This is a genomic window from Microlunatus capsulatus, assembly GCF_017876495.1.
In the GTDB taxonomy this organism is placed as follows: domain Bacteria; phylum Actinomycetota; class Actinomycetes; order Propionibacteriales; family Propionibacteriaceae; genus Microlunatus; species Microlunatus capsulatus.
In genome coordinates this window covers 1,970,106-1,987,031 of sequence record NZ_JAGIOB010000001.1, presented here as the reverse complement: position 1 = coordinate 1,987,031, position 16,926 = coordinate 1,970,106, and the positions used below count along the sequence as shown (strand labels likewise).

The 16,926-nt window shown below is 66.1% G+C and carries 8 protein-coding genes; all 8 read right to left on the bottom strand.

From position 1 onward, the window contains the following. Positions 1–280: 280 nt before the first annotated feature. The 8 genes from JOF54_RS09085 to JOF54_RS09050 all read right to left on the bottom strand — a co-directional run bounded on the left by JOF54_RS09085 (position 281) and on the right by JOF54_RS09050 (position 16,812). Entirely contained in the window at positions 281–2,875 is a 2,595-nt protein-coding gene (locus tag JOF54_RS09085) for a DEAD/DEAH box helicase (RefSeq protein WP_210054925.1), read from the bottom strand. Then, positions 2,872–4,929 (bottom strand): site-specific DNA-methyltransferase, encoded by a 2,058-nt coding sequence (locus JOF54_RS20925; protein WP_307803991.1) that lies wholly within the window; start codon positions 4,927–4,929, stop codon positions 2,872–2,874. Before JOF54_RS20925 ends, JOF54_RS09085 begins: the two co-directional genes overlap by 4 nt. Then, complete coding sequence (locus JOF54_RS09075; protein ID WP_210054923.1) at positions 4,917–6,353, bottom strand: AAA family ATPase; 1,437 nt, start codon at positions 6,351–6,353, stop codon at positions 4,917–4,919. The genes JOF54_RS20925 and JOF54_RS09075 overlap by 13 nt, the downstream gene beginning before the upstream one ends. A gap of 65 nt (positions 6,354–6,418) precedes the next feature. After that, entirely contained in the window at positions 6,419–9,154 is a 2,736-nt protein-coding gene (locus tag JOF54_RS09070) for a hypothetical protein (RefSeq protein WP_210054921.1), read from the bottom strand. Positions 9,155–9,193: 39 nt separating this feature from the next. Further along, complete coding sequence (locus JOF54_RS09065; RefSeq protein WP_210054919.1) at positions 9,194–10,726, bottom strand: hypothetical protein; 1,533 nt, start codon at positions 10,724–10,726, stop codon at positions 9,194–9,196. Beyond that, positions 10,723–13,899, bottom strand: coding sequence for a C-terminal helicase domain-containing protein (locus tag JOF54_RS09060; RefSeq protein WP_210054917.1), 3,177 nt, complete (start codon positions 13,897–13,899; stop codon positions 10,723–10,725). Before JOF54_RS09060 ends, JOF54_RS09065 begins: the two co-directional genes overlap by 4 nt. After that, a complete protein-coding gene (locus JOF54_RS09055) occupies positions 13,896–15,638 on the bottom strand; it encodes a phospholipase D family protein (protein ID WP_210054915.1) in 1,743 nt (580 codons plus the stop codon). The genes JOF54_RS09060 and JOF54_RS09055 overlap by 4 nt, the downstream gene beginning before the upstream one ends. Beyond that, positions 15,619–16,812, bottom strand: a complete 1,194-nt coding sequence (locus tag JOF54_RS09050) for a DUF6361 family protein (protein ID WP_210054913.1) — start codon at positions 16,810–16,812, stop codon at positions 15,619–15,621. Before JOF54_RS09050 ends, JOF54_RS09055 begins: the two co-directional genes overlap by 20 nt. Between the last annotated feature and the right edge of the window lie 114 nt (positions 16,813–16,926).

Below are 16,926 nucleotides of genomic sequence, written 5' to 3'. Positions count from 1 at the left end.
CGGCGGCTCGGCCCCCACCGGTGAGCCCGCGGGCGAGTGCAGGCGATGCGGGCGGCTCCTCGTGCGCGTGGAAGGTCGGCAGGCGTTCGGGAGGTGTCCGCACTGTGTGACTTTCGAACTCGAGCGATGCCTTCGCAAGCGCGGTGATGACATCCCTGTAAGGGGGTGCTGCCCAGGGATTGCGTCACGAGAGAAGCGGGGAATAAGTCAATTGAGATTCCCGGGCTCTCTGCGAGGGCTGCACCCGGACGCCGCGCACCTCGTGGTCTCGGGTACGACCTCAACCAACGGCAACATACTCCACAGCCACCGTCGACTCGTAAAGCTCCAAGGGCGACGCTTGAGCGGCGAGGACTGCGTCTCGGACGACGGTCAGCTTCAGGTCGAGGATCTTCATAGCCGGACCAAGGAACGATACGGCCCAGATGCGTTCGAACTGGTCGCCGTGGTCGGCGGCGTAGCGAGCAAGGCCCTGCAGTTTGACCATCGAGTCCTCGAGATGGTGACCGTGCGGGTCCACGATCGAGGGTCGGACGGCTCCGTCGACCTCATTAAAGAAAATGAAGTCAGGATGCATCGAGCGCCAGTTGCCGAACTCGTCCCGGTAGGCGATGCCGATTGAGTCGGTGGACTGGCGTGGCGGGTTGCGGTACCAGCCGACCGAGCTGGGCCGGGCCAGCTCGCGAGTTAAGACCTCGCGCTCCCAGTCGTTGAGCGACCCGATCGGCATGCGACCGTGGTCGTCGGCCATCAGATGGCGCGTCACTAGTGGAGCGTCAACCAGGTAGCCGTCGGGCAACTCGACCTTGTAGTCCTCGATGCGCGTCCGTGGTCGGTCCAGGCTGGCCGGCTGCGGGCTGGTAGCGAGCGCCCGGATCTCCTCGTAGTCCTGCCGACGCAGGTCGGTCAGGTGACGGATCGCGTCGGCGTGCTCTGCGAGCCAGTCGGCGGCGAGCGCTGCGGCTGCGCCATCGACTAGGTCGCGGACCTTGGTCACGGTGGCTAGGGCGGCCGTGGCGACGTACGCCTCCCGCAGGCTGTCGTCGCCGGAGTCGTCGTCGCCCGCCAGGTGGTTGACGTACGACGTCGCGACGTCCGGGCCGAATGCCTTACGTGCGTCCTCGAAGGCCACCCGGATCGCGCGGTCGTCCGCCCGTTCGACGAAGTCTGCGTACGTCAACTGCGCTCCCGGCTTGCCGATCCGCCCCGCGATCGACTGGCCGCGGACGGCCCACACCTCGGCCACGGCGCGTTCCGCCTGGTCGGCATGCGTCGCCCCCGCCTCGTCGAGCAGCACGTGCATCCGCGTCTCGGCGTCGGCGATCGCCCCAGGGCGTAGCCCGTCTTGAGACAGCGCCAGCGCCAGCGACGTGAGCCGCCGAACCGGCGACGCCCCACGCTTGGGCACGGTCTCGCTGGGCAAGGCGTCCCAGCACGACCAGATCTCGTCCGAAACGTCAGGGTTCGGCTTGAGGGAGCACTCCTCATGAATGACCTTCTTGCCGGCGAGGTCGACGCCCTCGGTTGCTCCGGTGAGGAACTTGACGACCTTCCCCGCGGTGGTGCGGTCGAAGAAGGGCAGAATGCACTCGACCGAGTTGAGCTTCTCGTCGCCGGGGATCCGCCGCGCGAGCGGGTTGCGGACCATCCGCCCGAGCAGCTGGGTGATGTGGGTGTGGTCCTTCGCCGGACGGAACGACACCAGCACCTCGGCCCGCGGGCAGTCCCACCCGGTTGAGATCGCGTCCTTGGCGATCAGAACCCGCACCCGCGTCGTGTCCTCCACCCGCTGTGGCTCGATGTACTCCACCTCCCAAGTCCCGAACCTCTGCACTGTGTGCTCACCGAGCACGTGCCGCACCGAAGCCTCGTCCAACTCGGGCAGTTCGGCGAAAATGGTGTCCAGAGCGCGAGCGATGTCGTCGGGATCGGGAGCGGCCGGCGACTGCAGCACGAGCAACGGTCGCACGACGGTGGGCAGGCTCTGCGAGTCCGCGTACCGGCCCCACCGTTCCGAGGACTCGCGCAGCTTGCGCGCCGCACGCCGAACGAGGACGGAGTCGAAGGCGCCCGCCTCGGCCGGGATCTCGAGGACGATCGTGTCCTTCACGAGGCCGGACTCCTGCACGCGGAAGCCGTTGACGGTGACCATGGGGAGCTGGCGTCGCGTCCGGCTGACCGCGTGCATCGCCACCTCGAACCGCTCGATGGTGGCCGAGATCCCCCAGACCACCGGGATCGGTGGGTACCCGGCGTGCCCGTCGACCAGTCGCTTGATGATCGTGGGCTTTTCGGACTTGGCCTTCGTGTTGAACCCGCGGTGTGCCTCATCGAGAACCAGGTAGACGGTTGTGTCCTCGGCGTGGATGGTGTTGGCGATCGTCTCCCAGATCGTCCAACCCTGCAGGTCCGGATGGGCGTCGCGAGCGAGGCCCGGGAGCGACTCACCCTCGTCCGCGTCATGCCCACGGGTGAGCAGCGAGTTGCGACCGAGCCGCTGAGTGTTGAGGAAGTAGACCTTGCCCGGGTCGAGCCGGGGCTTGGCAAAGGGTGGCGCGACCGTGACCAGGTCGGAGTGCAGCAGTTTATCCGCGGCCTCCATCAGCCGACCACGGGTCTGGTCGTTGAGGTTGGGGTCGTCGGAGAACCAGATCACCACCGCGCCGGGGTCCGGCTCGAAGTCGAGGTCGCTGTTGCCGTAGAACAGCGCCTCGATTACCGCAGCCGCCATGACCGTCTTGCCCGCGCCGGTGCTCGCGGTCAGCGAGAACGACGACACCGTGTCGTCGCGTTCGTAGATTGTCTTGGCTTCCTCGAGTCGCTCAAGAACGTCAGCGACGGCCTCGGCCTGGTAATCATGCAGCCGGAACTTCACCGGGCTCCCCGTCCAGACTCAATCTCGAAGTTACGGAGGTACGACTCGTAGAGCCGCACCGGCTCCACGTGGTCCGGAAGATCGCGACACACCGACTCGAAGAGCCGGTTTTCGTCTGTCACCACGAAGACCAGAGTTGCGGCCTCCTGCTCCTTCAGCGCATGCAGAAACGCTTCGACCTGGTCGAGGTTGGCCAGCACGCCGTAGGTCTCGGCCACGTCCCAGCCGGCCTTGATGTCGTTGATCCGCCGACCCACGGAACCCGCACGCAACCACAGCAGCGGCGCGATCCGCTCGAACTCACGGTGGCTAGCCACGCGCAGCGGCGCCTCGTACGTGAGGGTGAAGAACTCAATATTTGCCGCAACAGTGTCTTGGTACTTCGATCCGTCTGGCCGCTCGCCGTCTACCACCGCAATGATTCGAGGCTTGGCCACATAGTCGTGGACGCCCAACTTCTCCCACTCCTGGTCTCCCTCCCGGTATCCCGCCTTTGCAAGGGTCTTCGCGTCCGTCGAGGGAATCTCATTGTTAGTGACTAGAAGACACTGACGTGCGCCCCCGTCCTCCGCATTGAGCCGTATGACGGCCTCCGAAGTGCTGCCGGAGCCGCCGAAGAAGTCGAGGATGAGGGCATCCTGCGGCGCGACGATGTTGAACCATCGCATCAGCACCGTGTGATCCTTCGGGTAGGGAAATCGTCTCTCACCTAGAATTGACGTCAGGCGGCTCGAAGCCGCCGCGCGGTCCTGGTTGAAGACGGGGCTGACAGCTTGCGAATCGTCGCTAGTAAGGTATCTCTTATATTGGACGCCCGATTCGGAAGTTGCGCCGAATAGGACATCGCCAGAGGCAATCCGCTCGGACATGACGTCCCGGCTCCAGCGCCAGCCATTCGGAGGCATCTTGCAAGGCGAGCCCGACGGATGCATAACTTCATACATTAGATTGGCGCGCGGATTTGGCGAGCTTAGCGGCAGCGTGCGGTAAACCCACCCCTCCCGGCCGGGAAGATGCTCGACGCGATCATAAATTGCTAGCCCAGGGTTGGACTTCGCTGGGTGATCGCTCGGAATAGATTTCCACCAGCGGCGAAGTTGATTCTGTGCTATCGCGCTCGCTTCTGGTCCAACTTTGCCCAGATCTATAGCAGCTTGCCACGCTAGTCCTCCTTGTCTTACAACCTCCGAAACTCCGGGTTTAGGCTCGCGCCATCGAACATTGTGGGCGGTGAGACCGTCCGCTGATTTTGCGTACATGAGCATGTAGTCGATCGAGGAGGAAACGTATCTAGAGTCATTTTTGCGCACGCCTTCCCAGGCCACATTTGCAAGAAAGTTGCTCGTGCCGAAGATCTGGTCGAGCAGCGACCTCAACCGGTGGTGCTCGTCGTCGCCAATTGCGACGATCAGCACCCCGGTGTCCTTGAGCAGTTCACGCGCAAGCAGCAGCCGGCGCTCCATAAATGCGAGCCACTTGCTGTGCTTGTAGTGGTCGTCGTCAGCGACGTAACGGTCGTTGTAGATCCAGCCCTCATTTCCCGTGTTATAAGGTGGATCAATATATATACAGTCAATTTTGCCGCGATGAGTGAATAATAGCGTTTGTAACGCGTGGTAATTTTCGGCGTTGATGACTATGTGAAAGGGCTCGTCGCCGCCGCGCTCGACCTTGCCGTTTGAAATCAGGCCGGGGTAGATCGGGTCGCGGAACTCGGCGACCACGACCAAGTCGTCAACTGACGACATAGCGGTGTCCCGCGGGTCCTCGCCGTCCATCGCCTCGAGGGACGCTTTTCCCGACGAGAGTCTACCGACCCGCCACAGCCGCCGATCCGCTGTCGTCGGCATGCTGCCGCGCAGCGGCAGGATGCGGACCTTGTCGCCGCGGCGGACCTTACGACCGGGCAGTTCGACCGCCTCGGGGACGTGGCGCTCGAAGTTCAAACCGAAGGCGCGGCGGTCGACAAGTGCGTCCACCTCGCGCTGCAGATCTGCTGCCAGGGCAGGGTCCTTGAGCCGGAGCTGACGGAGGAGGTCGTTCAGTCGGGACACGCAGTCACCTTTCCACGAGCGAACGTCGCCAGGATGCGTTGGTGGGTCTGACGCGGCAAGTGTCGGTTTCCCGGCTCGCCGAAGGGCGTCCCGGGCCGAGCCGGCGCTTCACCCAGCAGCTGGTCAAGCCCGGGTCGGGTGACCATCAGCAAACCGTGCGTCGCGCGTGTGCAGGCGACCGCCAACCGGCCGAAGGCCGAGTTGAACTCGTCCAGCTTCGACGCGCCGGTGAGGGGGTGCACCGCGATGGTGATTCCGTTGGTTTGGCCCTGCCACCGGTCTACCGTGGAGGCGAGGATTTCGGTCTCAGTCAGCCCGTGCCGCTCTCGCAGCCGCTCTACCACGTCGGTGGCGTCGTCCACGGCTTGGTTGCGGGTGGCCAGGATCGCCACCAGGGGGTCTCCCGAGCCGGCACCCGGTGCGGTCGTGATCGTCTCGCCGGTTGGGGTGCCGGTGCCGTCGGCGTACGTCGCCTGCTCGAGCGCGAACCCGGCTGTGAACAACTCGTCGAGCAGGGACTCGACGTACTGCATCAGGGGGAGGTCGACGTCGGCCGCCTCCGGGTCGGGAAGTCCGTCGACCTCGAGCAGTGTCGGGACGCCGGTGCCGACCTGTGTCCACACGTCGGTGGAGACCCCAGACAACCCTTGGACGACGAGACGCCGGTCCTCGGGGGCCGCGACGCAGTGCAGCTCCCCCCACTCGGGGTAGAACGCGCGCCAAAGGTTCAGCTGACCGGCGGCCGGTCGCCAGACCGCTGGTAGCTCGAGCGGAACGGTACGAGCGTCCTCGTCGTACTCGGTCGGCCACGCGCGGAACGGGTTGTGACGCGGATCGCCACGCCACGGGTTCTGACCCACCTCGAGCGGCGGCAGCTGCCCGACGTCACCGACGCCCAGATGGATAGGCGCCGCCCCCGAGACCCTGTCGAAAAGGTGGTGCGGCAGCTGCCAGGCCTCGTCGACGAACAGGACGTCGAACGCCGCCGCACCGTTGGCGGCCGGACCGAATCGAGCGAGCAGCTGCGTCAGCGTGGTGAAGGCACCGAGCTTGTGGGAGGTGGCGATCAGCACCTCCACGTCGGTCGGGACGGCGGCCGTCGCCGAGACCACGACGGCGTGTTGGTGCACCTCGTCCGGGACCTGCGGCTGCATGTCCTTGGCGACGAACAGGCACACGCGGTCGCGGCCCAACTCCCGCCCAACCGCAATGGCCAGCGGCCAGACTTGACGGTTCTGGAACGCGATCAGCGCTACGCGACGGCACCGCGGATGAGCGACCGCGTCGGCTACTAGACGGCGCAGTACGTAGGACTTTCCCGCGCCTGCGGCTGCCTTCAGCAGGATCCGGTTGACCTCGACGTCGCCGGAGAGCGCGTCGAGGAGCACGCCGCTCGCGTGGTCCGCGACTGCGGAGTTGCGCATCGCGGCCTGAGCGTGGTGTACCCGGTCGCCGGTGACAGCGAGGGGTGGGGGAGTGAATACGACGGTCACTCCAGGTCGTCCATTGTCACGTCGTCCGGAACTGGTGTGGCGGGCACCGCCAGCGGGTCTCCTACAGCAGACCCGGCAGCCACGACCTCGAAGGCGTCACCGTCGACAACAGGAGGCCATACCTGAGGGTTGAGTTCGCCCCGCGCCCGGCGTCGTGCGAGCTCGTCGGAGAAGTCCGCCTCAGCGATCTCGTGCGGCTTGCAGCAGTACTGATGAGCGTCGGGGTCGTCGTCGTAGGAATGCGGGTCACAGGTGGGCTTCGGCGCGGCTTGGTCGTCGGCGCCGGGTCGGGTGACGTTGAGGAAGGTGTTGCCCTTATTCGCGGAGAACCATTCGAAGTCGCCGATGACCAGCCGATCGCCCTGCTCAAGGCTCGGGGCGATGGACGGTGCCCAGCTGAAGCGATGTGGGTTCTGGTCGTCCGTCGCGGCGAGTGGTCCGATGGACAACCCGGCGATTCGGAAGCTGCCCTTCTGGTGCTTGATCTCGACCTGCGGGTCGTCGACGCACGTCTGATCGCCAGCATGAAGGAGGACAACGCGTGAACCATCGCCTATCCGGCGCGATTCGACGTCGAGCACGAGCGGTGTCGTGGACGCCACAGTGGCGGCGGCGATCTGTCGGGTGCCGGCGTCGATCGCCAGGTCCTCGGCGGCCTGACGGTTGGCCAGGACGAGCAGCTGCTCTCGACACGTGCCGTCACGCTCGATCACCTCGACCAGGCGGTTGCGCCAGAAGCGGTAGGTGCGGCCGAACCTGACGAGGTCGGAGGCGTGCAGCGAGAGCCGCCGTCGCCACACCGCCTGCGCGTCGCCCTCGATCGCCCGACGGATCTCGCGCACCGTCGAGTCAGGGAACGAGCCCAGCGCGTCGAGCGCGCGCTCCAGCGTCTGGCACTTGTAGGCGAGCTCCTCGCGTACGAGTGCGTCGTACGTCACCGGGTCGACCGGCCTCTGCTTCGGGTTCTGCCCGTGTGAGCCGGAGCCAGTGAGGGCGGTGTGGATCGCGTCGGAGCGTATCCCGGTGAGGCGGGCACCTGGGGTGTGCTCGGACTGCTCGACCAGGTCGGCGACTTCGCGATGCTCGAGCGGGTCGTCGGGGTGGGCTTTTGCCCACTCGACGAGGTAGTCGAGACGGAGCGAGTTGACTGCAGGACCGCCTGCGACGACGTGCCGAGCCAGAGCCTGACGGACGTCGACGATCGGTGAGCGCAGCGTGAGCGCACGGGCTCGGTCCTCCTCCAGCAGGAACGACACCGCGGTGCGGTCGGATTCGGGCAGCTTGGGCGGGATGGTGGCGGGTTCGCCGTTGAAGGTGAGTGCCTCGCGGCCCATCTGCTTGTCGCGCTCCCACCGAAGGCGGCTCAGCTCTACACCGGCCAGGTTGTCGGCGATGGAAACCAGCACGTCCGCAGTGGGCTGGTCGGGAACGACGAGGTGCACCGGACTGGGCGCCTCGCGATTCGCCTTTCGCTGAGCGGTCATCGCCTGGGTGAGCTGCTTGCCCAGCAGCCTCATCACCGCACGCCGAGTGTCGGCCGACTGCGGGTCGTCGACAACGGTGATCTCCCACGGCTGCCGGCCACTGGCGGTGACCTGTTGGGTCGCGACGCCATGGACGCCGAGCGCAGCGGCGTCGGACTTGGCGATCACGACGTTGATCGTTCCCGGTTGGTCGGCTTGATCGGTGCGCAACTGACCGGTCCGTCGCCCGACGCCGGTGAGGGTGGCCTCTACATTGGCGACGAGCGACGCTGACGCCCTGCCGATGACGCCGGAGCCGTCAACCATCCCGACGACGTGCGGTCGGGCGTCGGAGGCGACGCCCAGCTCGACCAGCAGTTCGGTGGGGTCGTCAGAGTGTCGCAACTCGTTCCGGCAGTAGGAGAACAACGTGCACGTAGTGCAGGACACCGGGTCGAAGGTGGCCTGCAGGTGGCCGACGAACGTCGGCAGCTCGTCCCTCTCGTCGTACGGCTCCCGGGCGGCCTCGCGGCGCCGTTCGGCGAGGCGCATACGTACCTCGGCACGGTGGTCGTCGAGGAGCTCCACCAGTGCCTCCGGCTGGAGGAAGGCGTTGCGCGGGACGGCGAGCACGCCGTGGCCGTGGACCGTCATGTCCGCGGGTAGGTGTGACCATCGATCCGCAGACTCGGCGCCCAGCGCGACCTGCAGGAACCCCTTGAGCAACCGGCCGTCGTCGATACGCGACCGCACCCGCTCGTAGTCCTTGGCGTCGCCCATCACCAGCCAGCTGCCCTGACTATGTTCGCCGACCTGCGGTGCCACCACGGCGAAGTCAGGTCGGACATCAGTGGCTCTGGTCTTCTCGAATCCGGCGAACGGCACAGCCAGCCCGTGGATGAGCGTCGCCGCCCGCTGGGAGACGGCGCGCACGTGCGCGTCGCCCAGGAGTTTGGCCGTGGTGTCGACGCTGAGGTGCGCGTTGACAGTGACCACCTCGGTCGGCCGATCGAGACCGAGTCGCCCCGCCGTCGTCGTGGCCACCTCACTGGCGAATCTGACGTCTCGGACTAGCCGCTCGAACGTCATCGCCCGCATCCACCGTGCCTCAGGGATGCGGCCCGAGTCGTCGGGGAAGTTGAGAGCGGTCGCCAAGGCGCGCCGGGTTACGCCGGTGATCAGCGGATCGGTGCCACGGAATCGGGCACAGGCCGCATGCGCTGATGCGGCGACAGCGCTGGAGCCACCTCCGAGGGCTTTGCCCGACACCTCGCTCCTTTCGATTGACCGTGTGTTGACTTCTAGCACCTAACTATCAAGTTCTCCGGCGAGTGCCGCCACGCTGGCCAGAAGGGCAGCCGTCGATCGCGGCCGTTGAGGGATTTCCTCCGGCGGCAGGCTCATCAGCGACTTCAGCAGGTCGTTGGCGTAGGTGACATCCACGTCCGAGGCATCCGACGGCCACTCCAGCTTGAACGTCCGTTCGACGGCGACGAGCTCGACGGTCCGCTTCTTCGCGTCGGTACGGACGTAGCGGATCGAATGGGAGGGCACCTGGTGGTCGAGGGCGTGGTCGTTGAACAGGGCCTTCTCGCGCGTGAGGACCAGCTCGCCGGGCAGCACGAAGAGGAACGCACTGCTGTTGAAGGCGCCGAGCTCGCAACTGGCCGCCAGCGTCTGGGGTCGCTCCTGCTCTAGGACCAGAGGCAGCATCCGGCTCGCGCGCTCGAGCTTGGATGAGCGCCCGAGGAAGACCTCGGGTGTCCCTAGGGCTCGATCAACAGCGGGCAGCGCGTCGAGGACCTTGGCGCGCAGGGCTTGCGCCACCTGCCGTGCCTCGGCCGCACTCTTGAAGCGGCCGAGCCGACGGTCGCCCGATTCCTGCAGCAGACCCAGCATCCGCTGAAGACGGTCAGCCAGGGCGATGACCAGGTCGGCCGTGATGCGGTTCTGCTCCTGCGCAGTCTCCCTGATCCGTGCCGTGAGCTTGATCCCCCGCTCGCTGGTGTCCGACTCAGCGACGTTGGCGGCCCGGAGCGCCTGGAAGACGAACCACGCCTGCTGCACCTGAACGAGCGAGCGGAGGTCGTTCAAGCTGCGCTCTGCGCGGTCCGAGAGCCACTTGCGTCGGGATTCAGGGTTGTCCGCCTGCTCGAGCTCAGTGACGTAGGCGGAGACCCTGGTGAGCAGGAGGGTGCGAGCCTTATCGATGCGGTCTTCCTTGCCCCGGATCTCGCCGTAGATCTGCGGGGTCACCGCGCCGACGTGCAACGCCTCAGAATACGCCCGGTGCACATCGCGAACGAGGGAGACCAGTTCGGCGTCGTTGGCCCAGCCGAGCTCCGTCAGAACCTCCTTGGTCAGGTCGATGTTCTGGTCGAGCTTCCGGCTGATGTCCTTCAGCTGCAACTGAATCGCCACCAGAGTCATCGCTGGACCCATGTTCGTGGCGAACTGAAGGCCAGCAGCCCCACTCGCCGGCGCCCATTGAACGCTGTGCGCGAACTTGCCCGCCGCTCGCAGCGTTCCGAGGTTCCAGCCGTTGGCTCCGACGATCGGCTCCAACGTCCGTAGGGCAGCCATCGTCGTCGGGGACAGCTGCACGATGCCCTGGGCAGCCATGAGGGCAGGACTGATCTGCAGAGCAACGTTCAGGCCGCCGACCGCCAGCGCAGCAGCTTCGTGGAGATGAGCACGGTCGGCCGAACTCGCCCCAAGGAATGGCTGCACCTCAAGCCACGAGGGTGAGTCAGCGCCGAAGACCAGTGCTGCGTCCTCACTGACCTGGACGAGCATCAGCTCTGCGGAAGGCTGCGTGTCCTGTGGTTCGTTCTCCGTCATCGCATTTCCTCCGGTGGTTCTGCTCGGTTGTCTCGCTCAGCGGCTCCTGGCGGTGGACGTAGGTCCAGCGGCTCCGTGGCCTGCGTCGTCCCGCGCCTCTTCATCAACTCCAACATGTCTTCCTGCCGAGGCTGCCCGAAGGCCAGACGGTACGTGGCCAGGTCGACCTTCAGTTGTTCATAGCGGCTCAAGTCGCGGCTCAAGGGATACGGGAGCACGTGGCGTTCGATCTTGGCCGCGCCCGGGAAAACCCAGTAAGGCGAGAACTCTCCCAGGTCCCCGGAGGCTGCCAGCGCCGCGTCGTAGGCGGCGCGCCACGGGTCAGCGTCACTCGACGCCAGAACGTCGTGGCGATGCGCGGCGGCCACGTTTCGTCGGACCGCGTGGCCACCGAAGCGGTGCACTCGGCCTTCGCGCTGCTCGAAGTCGACGGGGTTGCTCGGGGTATTCCAGTGGATGACGGCCGAGCACCACCAGTGAAAGTCAATACCTTCCTGGCCAGCGCTGGTCGTAGCCATGACGAAGGGCCAGAAGGGGCTGTTGAATGCGGCACGCACCTCGCTCGCCCGCACCTGGTCCGTCCCGGTTCCCTCGCGGGCGCCGTAGCGCAGAGCGAACCGGCAGCGCAGCGTGATCGGGTCCGCCGGGGCGTGCGGGTCGAAGGCGCGGAGAGTTACAGCCCGAAGCGACAGGACGTCTGAGGCCGACGTCGCCAGCTGGAGGAGCGTCTCGTCGTCGAGCGGTCCGCTCGGCTTCTCGCTCCTGAGGTGGTGCAGGTACTCGTCGAGGACAGCCTGCAGATCGCCGGCTGCGCAGTAAGCGAGCACCTGGCGCCAGTAGCTGTCTCCAGCGTCGTTCTCCCCGACGCCCTGCTCGATGACTAGGACGGACTCGGGACGCTGAAAGAGTGTCCGGAGCCCCGTCGCGATCGTCAGCGCAGCTCGCCACCTGCCTTCGAGGGTGACGGAGTCGCTTTCACCGAGGAGCCGGCTGACCGCCCGCCAAGCAGCGTTGCCCGGGGCGAAGAGCGCCAACGCCGCCAGGTCGCGACTTTCGCGCTCTACGTCCGCCGCAGACGCGGGCCGTCGTTCAAGCTGGAACGTCTCCTCCATGGCTCGGTCCCAGCCGCGGAGGTCGGTATCGTCATCCACGGAATCGTCGCCTCCGGGCAGGCTGCCTGCGTCGGGCTGTCGACGGAGTGGCCAACGCAGAGCGAGCTCGGCTGCCGATGCACCCGCCTCTCCATCGTTCCCCTTGACCCTCTCTGCGATCAGTGACTCGGCGTATGCGGTCGCCGCGGTGCTCGAGAGGAACCCCGGGCTGGATCGTGCCAACACGAGCGGGTCGCAGAGCTCGGCGAGCTCCGGCTGCGGCCAGAACAACGCGATCGCCGTCTGGTTGGGCCGGGGTTGGTCGAACCGTAGGGCGAGACGGCGGGTGGCGTTGCGGATCGCTAGCGGATCGTTTTCAAGCCCACGTCCACCCATCAGATGCCGTTCGACCTCGTAGCTGATCAACGAAGCCACAGCGGCCGGGGTGGCGTTCCACCCGGAGAACACGAGCCGCTTGGTGATGCCCGACTCACGCAGGGCACCGAACGGCTCCTCGAGTTGGACGTATGGCATCGAGGGCGGCATCCAGAGCAGCTTCCACCAGCCCGCGTCAACGGTTTGGGCAGCAACGGCCCGCAGGCGTGCGTTGCCGAGTCCGATGTCGTCAAATCGTCCGACGGCATGCCGATCGATCAGGCTCAGACTAGAAAGCAGCTCGCCGACATCGCGTTGCTTCAGCCGCTCCTTGATGCGCTGCCCGATCTGGTAGCTCTCGGCGAAGTTCAGAAAGTAGGGCGCGGACTTCCAGTAGTCGAGCGACATGTGGGCATCGATGGTCGTGGCAAGCTGACGCATGGCCACGTAAGAGACGAGGTCGTCAGCCAAGAGGTCCTCGGCCGCCACCATGTGCTCTCTCAGCATGCCGTCGTGCCGAGGGACGCCAGTAGCCTCGCCCACCTCACCCAGCGTCGGCCGCTCCGTACGGCTCATCACCTGGAGGAGCAGCCGACGCACGCGCTCCCGGGCTGGAGGCCCATCAGCGTCATCGCCCGTCAGCAGCGAACGGCGGTAGTCGGCCAAGGCGCGGTCGACCTCGCGATCCCAGTCCTCGTCCTGCGCCAGGAAGCCCAGCGTCTGACGGAAGTCCTTGTAGTGATCCTCGCCGGCTGAGCTCTCTTCGACGCTGGTGAAGGGCTTGTACGGCGTCGCCGACAGCAGCAGTAGGCGAGTGTCGCGATGGTCGTATAGGGCCTCCGCAAGCTCGGCGCTCTCCCCGCCCTGCTCAGGATCCATCAGGTGCCGGAACCGCTGGAACTCATCGAATATCACCAAATCGGGTTCAAGTCGTTCGACCGACGCGCGAGCGAGGCACTGCCGCAGATCGCTGATCAGCCGGCGCACCTCAGGCCACAGTGCGTTGGACACGTCCTTCGCGCGCTTGTCGATCAAGAGCTGGAGCAGGTCAAGGAAGCGCACGTCCAGGCCGCGTCGCTGCACCTCGCTCCAGAACGCGTTGGAGATGCCCTCGTCGGGCGGACCGTCGAGTGCGCGTCGGGTGTTGGCTATGGCCCCTTCGAACCCTTTCCTGGTGGCTGTCGCCCGGAGGAGGGTGACCGCGTAGTTCTTCTGCTGCTGCCCGAGCCGACAGGCTTCCGCGAGCATGACGTACAGCAGTGCTCGTTCTTCCGCGTGACCAGTCGCCCACCCGCTGCTGAACGAAGTGCCGGGCGTGAACGCGATGACGTTGACCGGCGTCGCCGCCACATCTGCGGCACCTTGGAAGGTCCTTGCGTCGCGCGCCAGCAGCGTGAGCCGCGTGGTCGAAACCGTTGCTGACCCCCCAGTGACGTCCAGCCGCTTCAGGTTCTGGCGGGCGATGTCGAAGTTTGAACAGACGTACACGATGTCGATCCGGTCGACGGAAGAATCGTCCTGCAGTCGCTCGATGACCCGTGCGACCACTCCACGGGCCACGACAGACTTGCCGAGGCCCGTCTCGTCGGCAACGAGAAAGCGCTTCGTCGGGAAGTCGCCGTAGAAGCGGTCAACGACGTGCTCGACAGTGGCGCGCTGGAAGTCCTTCAGCCCGTCGAGGATAGGCGCAGCGTCGAAGTGCGTCATGCTGCCGTGCCTCGCGCAAGGGCAGTGCGCACGACCTGCCACAGCTCGACGAAGCCCTCGGGCAGGACCTGGCGGTTGTCCGGGGAGCTGAGGACCTTGTCGACGAAGCGCTCGATCAAATGAAGCTGCTCCGGGTGGTCGGCGAGACCCGTGACCATGGCCTCGAACAGGCCGCGCTGCTGTGCCTGGACGAGCCATGAGCCGCCCGAACGCTCCTCGTCCAAGGGCACGAGAAAGCCGGCCCCGGGATCTTCGGCGAGCAGCATCAGGAGCCAGCGCAGGAACTTCTCGGCGGTGTCGACCTGGCCCATCAGGACGTGGTCGAGCCGCTCTGGTACGTCGTCCAGGAGCGTCGCGCGCAGGCAGGCTGATGCCGACTGCCCGTCCTGCTCCACTGTGAGAATCAGGAACGGGGTCACCTCGGGAATCGTGAGGGACGCGAAGCAGACAGCATCGACGGAACCGTTCGACAAGGCTTGTCGGCGCCCCCTGGTGGTCAGGAGCTCGACTCCTACCTGCTGCGTCGACGGGTAGAGCAGCGACTCCTCGGGCCAAACGAGCTCCGACCAGGCGTCTCCGTCGGCAGCCGCTCGAGCGCTGAAGGAGACGCCCGCCAAACTGCTAAGCGTGCTCTCCAGCGCCTCGGACGTCTCGTCGAGAGCACTCGGCGACTGTCTGTCGTAGTCCACCAGGAGGTGCCCCAGGCTGTCGTCGCTCAGCCAGCGGTCGAGGCCGAAATCCCTCTTGGACCCTTCGAGGGTCACGGCGAACTCGATGTTCGCTCGCCGGTCGCCGACCAGGCCCGGGCGTGTGGCGTTCGGCGAACCCAGGATGTTCCATGCTCGTCGGTCGTACTCGATCACGTAGGCCTTCGCGTGGAGGCCGGTCAGCTGGTTGTCTTCTCCGCCCTCGGACAGCCAGGCGGCCTCGTTGAGCACTCGGGCATCGATCCGGCTCAGGGCCGCGTCGTCGAGCCGGTCAAGCTCCTCGGGTCGGGACACGACGACGTGGGTGCGCGCCTTGATCAGGTCGAGACCGTCGGCCTGGATGAACGGCGAGACCACGAGGGCCCGAGTCCCAGCCAACTTGAGTGTGTTCGGCAGCCCGACGCCGAGGGCGTGCAGGGTGACCTCCCACGCGTCGGCCGGCTTCTCCCAAGCCGTGCGAGCCGCGTCGCCCAAGAGACCCTGCAGCCTCTCCTGCCGCCGTGGGCCGAGTGCCGGGCCCTTCGTGTGGCTGAGCGCCCACTTCACCAGCTCCGGGAGAGAACGGTCGCGGCGCTGCTTCGGGTCAACCTCCCCGTCGAGGGACACCGCGAGGTCCCATGCACGGTCGGCCGTCAGGTTGCGCGTGAGCACCAGCAGTCGCATGCGGGAGCCCAGCGGACCGTCGTACCGCAGGAGCCAAATCTTGGGGTGGAACAACCTCGACCGCTGCCAGACCTGGGTGATCATCGGCTCCAAGAACGCGAACAGCGTCGACTGGGTCGTCGGTGGCCTGATGGCTCCCGCTTGGCAGAAGATGTCAATCCGGTCCCGGCAGTCGCGCAGCGCCTCCATCACGGAGATCGGGTCGTTCAGGTCCTGGCTCCGACCGCGGGCAAATGCGATCGGAATGCTCATCGCCGTCTCGAGGTCGAGCGTGAAGGTCGTGGCCACGGCTTGGCCCAGCACCATCCCCAGCGGAGGCCGGAGTGCGCTGATCAACGCCGATCGGTCGTCAGGCGACAGCAACGTCATCGCTCCTCAAGCCGGCGATGACGTCGTTCAGCAGCTGCCGGGCCTGACTCCAGCGGAACTCGAAGGCTCCGGCACCGCTCGAACCGCCCCACCGAGACAGCATGGTCGGGTTGGTGAAGCGAGATTGGAGTCTCTTGATCGAGACCTCCCGGCTTCGTACGAGCGTCTGCGCGGCATCTGAGCGCCAGAGGTCGTGCGGTTCCTCCTGCGCCACGAGCGAGAACCAAGCCTCGGCGAAGGCGTTTAGACTCACGTTGCGCAGGACATTGCCGTTCTCGTCGGCCGCTCTCGTCCGGATGTCTCTCCATGACGGCCAGGACGGTCCCAGCTCCCGGAGTTTGACCGCCCAGTCGTCGAGCCGCGCCTCGTAGCGTTCGACCGGGTTCTCGACTGTCGTCCAGCCGTCCTGCTCGTACTTCCGCGCGACGAGGTAGTTGTAGAGCAGGTTGGCGCCGTGGGCGATCGTGGAGAACGTCTCAGCCAATTGGACATCGTCCCTGATGTGAGGCGGCGCTTGTTCGACAATTGGTTCTTTCCAGAGGCGTGGCGCCTCCAACGCGCGGCCGCAGTGGTCGGCGAGGTAGGCGAAGAGCGACGGCGGACCGTCGATGCTCAGCAGCCGGCCCTGGAGATATTCGGCCTCGCCGTAGGTGAGCGCGAAGGCCCCAGGAGCCCGTTCGGGGAAGTCGAGCGGTGGCGCCGGAAGCCGGCGGTGCCAGCCGTGGGTGGCGACGACCAACTCGCCGTCGTCAGGCGACGGAATGTCCTGGTCGTTATCGCCTTGAATGTGCCAGCGCTCGAGGGCGGTGCGGTAGGTCCCCGAGGGCAGATTGCGAACAGTCCACCCTCGTCGACCGCCGATCAGGCCATGGACGCCGGGTATCGAGCTCAGAGTCTGGATTAGTCGACGTTCGTTGTCGCGGCTGGCTCGTTCCAGGCGTTCCCCGGTGTATCCGCGTCCGGCTGCTGCGATCGAGCACCAAGGGATGAAAAGCAAGTACTTTGCCCGGGTGTGCAGTGTGGAGGTTCCCGGGAAGAGGAGGTCGCCATACGCGTCGCGGACCTGACCGAAGCCGAGAGCGTCCTGGGTCTCTGGCTGGTCGAACGACCGAATCATCTCGCGCACACGGCGCTCGTCCTCAGTTGAGTGGTCCAGCCAGGCGACGAAAGACATCGACCTCCTCGGGGGTGGGGTCAGGCCGTGCTGAGGAAGACTAACCAAACCCGGGTCGATTGGGGCACGTTCCACGAAGTTCGTCCGGAAAGTTGCTCGGTACTTGGTTCTCCA

Bases quoted from the DNA above. Each gene is read 5' to 3' on its own strand.
- JOF54_RS09075 (WP_210054923.1), bottom strand. From the start codon at position 6,353: ATGCGCAACTCCGCAGTCGCGGACCACGCGAGCGGCGTGCTCCTCGAC.
- JOF54_RS09065 (WP_210054919.1), bottom strand. From the start codon at position 10,726: ATGACGGAGAACGAACCACAGGACACGCAGCCTTCCGCAGAGCTGATG.
- JOF54_RS09060 (WP_210054917.1), bottom strand. From the start codon at position 13,899: ATGACGCACTTCGACGCTGCGCCTATCCTCGACGGGCTGAAGGACTTC.
- JOF54_RS09055 (WP_210054915.1), bottom strand. From the start codon at position 15,638: ATGACGTTGCTGTCGCCTGACGACCGATCGGCGTTGATCAGCGCACTC.
- JOF54_RS09050 (WP_210054913.1), bottom strand. From the start codon at position 16,812: ATGTCTTTCGTCGCCTGGCTGGACCACTCAACTGAGGACGAGCGCCGT.